The organism is Streptomyces sp. NPDC048411 (genome assembly GCF_040704695.1).
Lineage (GTDB): Bacteria > Actinomycetota > Actinomycetes > Streptomycetales > Streptomycetaceae > Streptomyces.
In genome coordinates, this window is the sequence record NZ_JBEZKL010000217.1 from 1 (window position 1) to 7,558 (window position 7,558).

Sequence of the window (7,558 nt, forward strand, 5' to 3'; positions counted from 1 at the left end):
GGCTGGACATGCCCGGGCCGACCGAGGAGAACAGTGCCTGCCACCAAGGCGATTGCCGCGCCGGCGGGGGGTGCGGTGGTCGCGGCGCTGCTCGGCCGGGTCACCCACCGGCCGGGCGTCGGCCGCGCCGCGGCGGCCGCGCTGCTGGCCTGCCTGATCCTGTCCGGGTCCGCCGCACTCGAAGCGACGAACGATCTGCACAGCAGCATCGAGATCGCACAGGGCGAGGTCCCGCAGCACTGACCGCGCGAGGCGCCTGCGGCGTGCGTGGCGCACGGTTCCCCATCCGCCTCAGAAATTGACCATCGCAACAGCCTTGACGCCCGGGAACCCCTCAGTGACCCTCGCGTGGGCGAGTTCCCGTACCTTCGCCAGGACAGAGGGCTGATCCATGCGTCCGACGGCAACTGTCCTCAGATCCATGGAGCCGTGTCCTGGCGCCATTCCGTGCTGCGCCGGGTCATGCCGAACCATGTGACGACCACGGACGCGCTGGGGCGTGCCATGATCGCCGTCGTCGGCCGGCAGGGCTCCGGCGAACACATCCTGCACAGCCCGGAGATCAACAGGGCGGCCCGCGCGTAGCGGCTCAGGGCCCGTCCGGCGCCCGCCCGCCCCGCACATGGTCCCGCAAGCGGTCGACGAAGACCCGTTGGCCTGCGACGAGACGCTCCGCCGCCTCCTCCGGTGTGCACCAGGCGAACCGGTCCATCTCCGGGAACTCCCGCTGCACGCCCGACCCCCGGGGCCACTCCATGGTGAACGTCCCCGGATCGGCCCGGGCCGGATCGGCATCACCCTCCAGAGCCCACACCACTACCGTCTTGCCTCCGGCCTGGCGGGACTCACCGAGCGGTACCCACTCCCCGTCCGGCGCCGGATGGCCGAACTCCTCCTCGAACTCACGGCGGGCAGCGGCCTCGGGCTCCTCTCCGGGCCCGTATTCACCCTTGAGGACGGACCACGAGGCAGCCTCGCGGCCCGCCCAGAAGGGGCCGCCCATGTGCCCGAGGAACACCTCGAACCCGGCGCCCCCGTCCGCCGACCGGAACAGGAGAAGACCCGCACTGCGCTTCTGAGATGACATGCCGTCAAGTCTTCCCAGTGATCACGGGTGTCATCGACTCGCCGCACCCTGTTTCCCCTGAGGTTCCCGAGGCCCCCTGGTGCGTGGCGGTACGCGCAGCCATGCTGTCCGCCGACAGCGCTTACTGCCCGCGCAACCATCGCCATTCCAGGAGGATTTGTGGGCCCTGGCATAGTCGGCAAAGCAACGCGTCCGCTCGTGCTCCTCGCCACGGTGTCCGTGATGACGGTGGGAGCCATCGCCCCTGCCGCCGCCGATTCGACCCCCGACCCCCATCCCCGTAACTCCGCCGAAATCCTCAGACCCGTCGCCCCGCCGGCGGCGAGCCAGGCGGCAGGCGACTCCCGATCCGTCGTGGACGGCGACGGCATCGAGACCGCCCGCACCTCGCGCCCGATCGCCCCCGGAGTCCGCCTCAGCTCATACGACCGGCTCGAATCCGACAAGTGGCTGCGCGTCGACTCGCTCTCCGTCGACCTCGACGGCAGTGGCGTGCAGGCCGACTACCTCTCCACCGGCAAGGTCTCCGACCGGCGCACGGTCTCCCAACTCGCCGCCGGGCACGACGCGGGCCCCGGCCGCCGGACCGTCGCCGCGATCAACGCCGACTTCTTCGACATCAACCAGACGGGTGCGCCCGAAGGCATCGGAATCAAGGACGGCGTGCCCGTCCAGTCACCCGCCCCCGGGGTCAACCGGGCGGTCGGCATCGGCCCGGGCAGCGCGGGCCGCATCCTGAACCTGTACTTCGAGGGCACACTCACCCTGCCCGCCGGGCAGCGGCCGCTCGCCGCGTACAACGCCGCCAATGTGCCGAGCGGGGGAGTGGGCGCCTACACCCCGGCCTGGGGGACCGCCGACCGTGCACTCACTGTCGACAAGGCGACTCCCGTCGCCGAAGCGGTCGTACGCGACGGCAGGGTCGTCGCTGTGTCGGACACCCCCGGCTCCGGCGCCGTCCCCGACGGCACCACGGTCCTCGTCGGACGCGAGGCCGGAGCCGCCGCACTCACATCGCTCCAGCCGGGCGACCCCGTGTCGCTGACCTATCGGGCACGCACCGACAGCGGAGACGTACCCCGCACCGCCGTCGGCGGCCGGGAACTACTCGTCGTCGACGGCGTCGCACAGAACCACGACGGAGAGGGCAACAACACCGCCGCCCCGCGCACCGCCGTCGGCTTCTCCCAGGACGGCAGCACGATGCAGATTCTCACCGTTGACGGCCGGCAGGCGGACAGCGGCGGTGTCACACTCACCGAACTCGGCCAGATGATGCGGCGGGCAGGCTCGTACAGCGCACTCAACCTGGACGGCGGCGGCTCCTCGACTCTTGTCGCCCGCGTGCCCGGCAGCGACGCCCTGCAGGTGGAGAACAGCCCGTCCGACGGCACCGAGCGCACCGTCCCCAACGGCCTCGCCCTCACCGCCCCCGACGGCAGTGGCCGCCTCAAGGGCTTCTGGGCCGAGACCCGTACCCCGGCGGGTACCGCACCGGGCGTCGACCCCGTCAAGGGCGGCCACCCCGAGCGGGTCTTCCCCGGACTCACCCGCCGCCTCACCGCGATCGGATACGACGAGACGTACGGCCCTGCCGACGGCATCCCGCACTGGAGCACCACCCGCAACAACGTCGGTACGGTCGACGGCAACGGGCTCTTCACCGCACGCCACAGCGGTACCACGGTGGCGCGCGCCGAACTGGGATCCGCTCGCGGCAGCACCGCGCTGACCGTCCTCGACAGGCTGGCCCGGATCGAGCCGACCACACAGCGGGTGGGTCTCGCGAACGCCGAAGCCACCGGTACTTTCGGCATCGTCGGACTCGACGCGCACGGCACCAGCGCCCCCGTCGAACCCCGCGACGTCACCCTCGACTACGATCACGCGCTCTTCGGCATCCGCGATGACGGCAAGGGCAACTTCACCGTCACCTCACGCACCGGCGGCGGCGCCGGACAGATCAGGGCGACTGTCGCGGGCGCCACCACCGTCCTCGCCGTCAGCGTCGGCCTCGCCGAGCAGGCCGTCTCCGACTTCGACGACGCAGGGTCCTGGAAGTTCAGCCAGGCGCGGGCGAGCGGATCCCTCTCCGCCACCCCCGACGGCCACACCGGCACCGGACTCGGACTCACGTACGACTTCACCCAGTCGACCGCGACGCGCGCCGCGTACGCCGCCCCGCCCCAGCCGGTCACCGTGCCCGGACAGCCCCAGTCGTTCAAGCTCTGGATCAAGGGCGACGGCAAGGGCGCCTGGCCGACGCTGCACCTCAAGGACGCTGCGGGCTCCGACCAGTTGCTCCGGGGACCGTACGTCACCTGGACAGGCTGGCGGCAGGTCACCTTCGCCGTGCCGGCGGGCGCGGCCATGCCGCTCAGCGTGTACCGCTTCTACCTCGCCGAGACGGCGGCCGCCCAGCAGTACACCGGTGGGATCGTCATCGACGACCTCACCGCCCAGGTGCCGCCCACCGTCGACCTGCCCGAACAGGCCGTGATCACTGACCCGTTGATCGATCCGGCGGCGGTCACCGAAGCCCGGGACTGGCAGTTCGCAGTGATGTCGGACGCCCAGTTCGTCGCCCGCGACCCCGGCAGCGCCATCGTCACCCAGGCGCGGCGCACCCTGCGCGAGATCAAAGCGGCACGGCCCGACTTCCTGGTCGTCAACGGCGACCTCGTCGACGAGGGATCACCCGCGGACCTCGCCTTCGCGCGCCAGATCCTGACCGAGGAACTCGGCGACTCCCTGCCCTGGTACTACGTGCCCGGCAACCACGAAGTGATGGGCGGGAAGATCGACCACTTCATCACCCAATTCGGTCCCGCCCAGCGGACGTTCGACCACAAGGGCACCCGGATCATCACACTCGACACCTCCAGCCTCACCCTGCGCGGCGGAGGCTTCGCCCAGATCAAGGAGGTGCGCGCCCAGCTCGACGCGGCGGCGAAGGACTCCGACGTCGACTCGGTGATGATGATCGAGCACGTTCCGCCGCGCGATCCGACCGTTCAGAAGGGCAGCCAGCTCGGGGACCGGAAGGAGGCAGCCCTGGTCGAACAGTGGCTCGCCGACTTCCGCCGTACGACGGGCAAGGGCGCCGCATTCATCGGCAGCCATGTCGGGGTCTTCCACGCCTCGCACGTCGACGGCGTGCCGTATCTGATCAACGGCAACTCCGGGAAGGCACCGGCCGGACCGGCGGACGAGGGAGGCTTCACCGGCTGGTCCCTCGTCGGCGCGGACCACGTCTCGCCCGGCGAACAGGCTGCCGCGCGGGAGAAGCCGTGGAAGGGCGCGCCCGACTGGGTCTCGGTACAGACCCGGGCGCATGTCGACACGCTGACACTGGACGCCCCGTCCGTGCTCGGCGCGGGAGACACTGCGAAGATCACGGCGACCGTCACCCAGGGCGCCCGCAGCGTCCCGGTCGTGTTCCCGCTGGCCGCCGACTGGACCGGGTCGCCGAACGTCCACATCGGCGACCGGGAGAGTGCCCGGCACCAGCACACGGCGGTCTTCGACCCGTCCACCGGTACCCTCGCGGCGCTTCGGCCCGGCACGATCACGCTCGCGGTGACGGTCAACGGCACGACGCAGCTGACCCGGATCCGGATCGCCGCGGCGGGCACCGCCTCGGCAGCCTGACGGAACACGCGCACCACACGGCGATCCCGCACCCGGTTCCATGAACCGGGTGCGGGACCCCGTACTTCCGGTCCCTTACAGCTTGCGGTAGCCGTACGCCTCCGTCGCCGCAGCCTCCACCGCGGCAAGATCACCGCCCGCCGACGCCGTGACGAGTGCGGCGACCGCGCCCTCCACGAACGGCGCGTCCACCAGCCGTGCCTCGTACGGCAGTTCGTCTCCCTCGGCCAGCATCGCTTTGACCGTGAGCACCGCACTGCCCAGGTCGGCCAGCAGCGCGATGCCCACGCCGCCGTCGACCTTCCGGGCCGCCTCGGCGATGAGCTCCGCACTGGTTCCGAGCGCACCCGACGGCGTACCGCCGGCCGCGGCCACGGGCGCTGTCGCACCACCGGCTGCCAGCCCCTTGGCCAGCTCGGCCACCGCCTCGGCCACCGGCCCGCTGTGCGACACCAGCACGATCCCGACCTGCTTCTGTTCGCTCACGAGCCGCCTCCACTGCGCTCGTACGACTCCGCCAGCGCGGCGATCAGCAGCGCGGACGACGTCGCACCCGGATCCTGATGCCCGATGCTGCGCTCGCCCAGATAGCTGGCCCGGCCCTTGCGTGCCAGCATCGGCACGGTCGCGGTCGCACCCGCCTCGGCCGCGTCCCGGGCAGCGGCGTACGACGTACCGAGCGCTTCCACGCCCGGCAGCAGCGCGTCGAGCATCGTCTTGTCCCCGGCCTGGGAACCGCCCAGCTCTCCCACGGCGGCGACACCCATGGCGAACGCCTCGGCCAATTGCTGATCCGTCACGGCGGGCGCGTAGCCCAGCGCCTTCCCCGTACGTCGCAGCAGCGTCCCGTACAGCGGTCCCGACGCCCCGCCGACCGTCGAGATCAACTGCCGCCCCGCAAGCGTCAGTACGGCCCCCGGAGTCTGCGGGTCCTCCTTCTCCAGTGCCGCGGTCACTGCGGCGAATCCGCGCTGCATATTGCTGCCGTGATCGGCGTCCCCGATCGCCGAGTCGAGTTCGGTGAGGCGGTCCGCCTCACGGTCCACAGCGGCCGCGGCTGCGACCATCCACCGGCGGAAGAAGTCAACATCGAGCACATGGATCTCCTTGTCCCTGGAACAACGTCATGGGCGTTCGGCCGCTCCTCAACGGCCCCAGCGGAGCGCGGGCGTCTCGACCGGCGCGTCCCAGAGCCGCAGCAGCTCCTCGTCCACCTCGCAGAGCGTCACCGAGCAGCCCGCCATGTCGAGCGAGGTCACATAGTTCCCCACGAGCGTACGAGCGACGACGACACGCCGCTCGGACAGCACCCGCTGCACCTCGGCATTGAACCCGTACAGCTCCAGCAGCGGCGTCGCGCCCATCCCGTTGACCAGCAGGAGCACCGGATTGTCCGGCCGCAGATCCTCCAGAATCGCGTCCACTGCGAAGTCCGCGATCTCCCCCGACGTCATCATCGGACGCCGCTCCCGCCCCGGCTCGCCGTGAATGCCGATGCCCAGTTCGAGCTCGCCCGGCGGTAGATCGAACGTGGGAGAGCCCTTGGCCGGGGTGGTGACGGAGCTCAGCGCCACCCCGAAACTCCGCGACGCCTCGTTCACCTGCCGGCCGATGGCCTCCACCCGCTCCAGCGGCGCACCGTCCTCGGCCGCCGCCCCGGCGATCTTCTCGACGAACAGTGTCGCCCCCGTGCCCCGCCGCCCCGCCGTGAACTGACTGTCCGTCACGGCTACGTCGTCGTTGACGAGCACCTTCGCGATCTGCACGCCCTCGTCCTCGGCGAGCTCGGCGGCCATGTCAAAGTTCAGCACGTCGCCGGTGTAGTTCTTGACGACGAACAGCACCCCCGCGCCGCTGTCGACGGCGGCGGCGGCGCGCACCATCTGGTCAGGAACGGGCGACGTGAATACTTCCCCGGGACAGGCGGCGGACAGCATCCCTGGCCCGACGAACCCGGCATGCAACGGCTCATGCCCGGACCCGCCTCCGGAGACGAGCCCCACCTTTCCGGCGACGGGCGCGTCACGCCGTACGACGACACGGTTGTCCACATCCACGGTCAGCTCGGGATGGGCGGCGGCGATGCCACGCAGGGCGTCCGCGACGACGGTCTCGGGGACGTTGATCAGCATCCTCATGGGTACCTCCTGAAGAGATTAGCAGGCGGGCCCTGTACCTGCGTTTGCCGAGGTCAGAGCACGTAGGGCCAGTTGTCGATCTTGGCGGTCCGTGACGGTCCGGGGCGGGTCCTGGCGGTGCTGATGCTGACCTGATGCTGACTTTGGTGATGACCCGTCAGGTCCTGCGGTGATCGGTTGTGGGACGACTGCACATCCTGTTGACGGCAGTATCGACCTTGCGGCAGCGAAGGTCACGCTACCGTCGCCCTGGGGCGACGGTAGGGGTGATCGAGGTCAGGGCGGCTGCCCATGCGAGTTGCAACCACGGACTCATAGGGGGCGGCGTGCCCGTCGCCAGGCTGACGGTTGCTCACCGCTGCCGGACTGTGGTGGAGGAGACCCAGACGCGCTCCGGGCATGGCGCCCGGCTACGCCATCAGGTGCGGTCTCCGGGCGGCCGACCAGGGCAGATATTGGCCGACCGGCGTAGGGAACGCCTTGACTCGGACTTGTTGCGACCCCTCGTAGTAGGGCTTTGTTAGGTCCTGTGGTGTGGTTCTGGTGTCGGTGCGGATTGGCCGCATATCGAGCAGGCGCCGGTCCAAGTGGCCAGGAGGGCCTGAAGGGTGCGGAGGACCGCGTAGAGGGTCAGGCCGGCGCAGGCGCTTTTGGGTCGAGCCTGAGCATGGTGCAGAACGCC

Annotated in this window: 6 protein-coding genes and 1 pseudogene; 3 read left to right on the plus strand and 4 right to left on the minus strand. The window is 70.6% G+C overall.

Annotated features, from left to right (window positions below; translation table 11 throughout):
• Together AB0915_RS37160 and AB0915_RS37165 are read left to right on the plus strand one after the other, a co-directional pair.
• Positions 1-243: pseudogene (locus AB0915_RS37160) on the plus strand (hypothetical protein); the annotation flags it as partial.
• A 186-nt stretch (positions 244-429) separates the two neighbouring features.
• Positions 430-585, plus strand: coding sequence for a hypothetical protein (locus tag AB0915_RS37165; RefSeq protein ID WP_366695538.1), 156 nt, complete (start codon positions 430-432; stop codon positions 583-585).
• A gap of 4 nt (positions 586-589) precedes the next feature.
• On the opposite strand, the gene AB0915_RS37170 is transcribed toward AB0915_RS37165, so the two are convergent.
• Positions 590-1,087 carry an NUDIX domain-containing protein gene (locus AB0915_RS37170; protein ID WP_366695540.1) on the minus strand — a complete coding sequence of 166 codons (498 nt, stop codon included), beginning with the start codon at positions 1,085-1,087 and terminating at the stop codon, positions 590-592.
• Positions 1,088-1,309: 222 nt separating this feature from the next.
• Between AB0915_RS37170 and AB0915_RS37175 the strand changes: the two genes are divergently transcribed.
• Positions 1,310-4,738 (plus strand): phosphodiester glycosidase family protein, encoded by a 3,429-nt coding sequence (locus tag AB0915_RS37175; protein ID WP_366695548.1) that lies wholly within the window; start codon positions 1,310-1,312, stop codon positions 4,736-4,738.
• Positions 4,739-4,813: 75 nt separating this feature from the next.
• On the opposite strand, the gene AB0915_RS37180 is transcribed toward AB0915_RS37175, so the two are convergent.
• The 3 genes from AB0915_RS37180 to dhaK are packed head-to-tail and all read right to left on the minus strand — an operon-like array spanning position 4,814 to position 6,876.
• Complete coding sequence (locus AB0915_RS37180) at positions 4,814-5,224, minus strand: PTS fructose transporter subunit IIA (protein WP_366695542.1); 411 nt, start codon at positions 5,222-5,224, stop codon at positions 4,814-4,816.
• Positions 5,221-5,835 carry a dihydroxyacetone kinase subunit DhaL gene (dhaL, locus tag AB0915_RS37185; RefSeq protein ID WP_366695544.1) on the minus strand — a complete coding sequence of 205 codons (615 nt, stop codon included), beginning with the start codon at positions 5,833-5,835 and terminating at the stop codon, positions 5,221-5,223. The genes AB0915_RS37180 and dhaL overlap by 4 nt, the downstream gene beginning before the upstream one ends.
• Before the next feature lie 48 nt (positions 5,836-5,883).
• A complete protein-coding gene (dhaK, locus tag AB0915_RS37190; protein ID WP_366695546.1) occupies positions 5,884-6,876 on the minus strand; it encodes a dihydroxyacetone kinase subunit DhaK in 993 nt (330 codons plus the stop codon).
• Positions 6,877-7,558 lie beyond the last annotated feature (682 nt).

Bases quoted from the DNA above. Each gene is read 5' to 3' on its own strand.
- AB0915_RS37170 (WP_366695540.1), bottom strand. From the start codon at position 1,087: ATGTCATCTCAGAAGCGCAGTGCGGGTCTTCTCCTGTTCCGGTCGGCG.
- AB0915_RS37175 (WP_366695548.1), top strand. From the start codon at position 1,310: ATGACGGTGGGAGCCATCGCCCCTGCCGCCGCCGATTCGACCCCCGAC.
- dhaK (WP_366695546.1), bottom strand. From the start codon at position 6,876: ATGAGGATGCTGATCAACGTCCCCGAGACCGTCGTCGCGGACGCCCTG.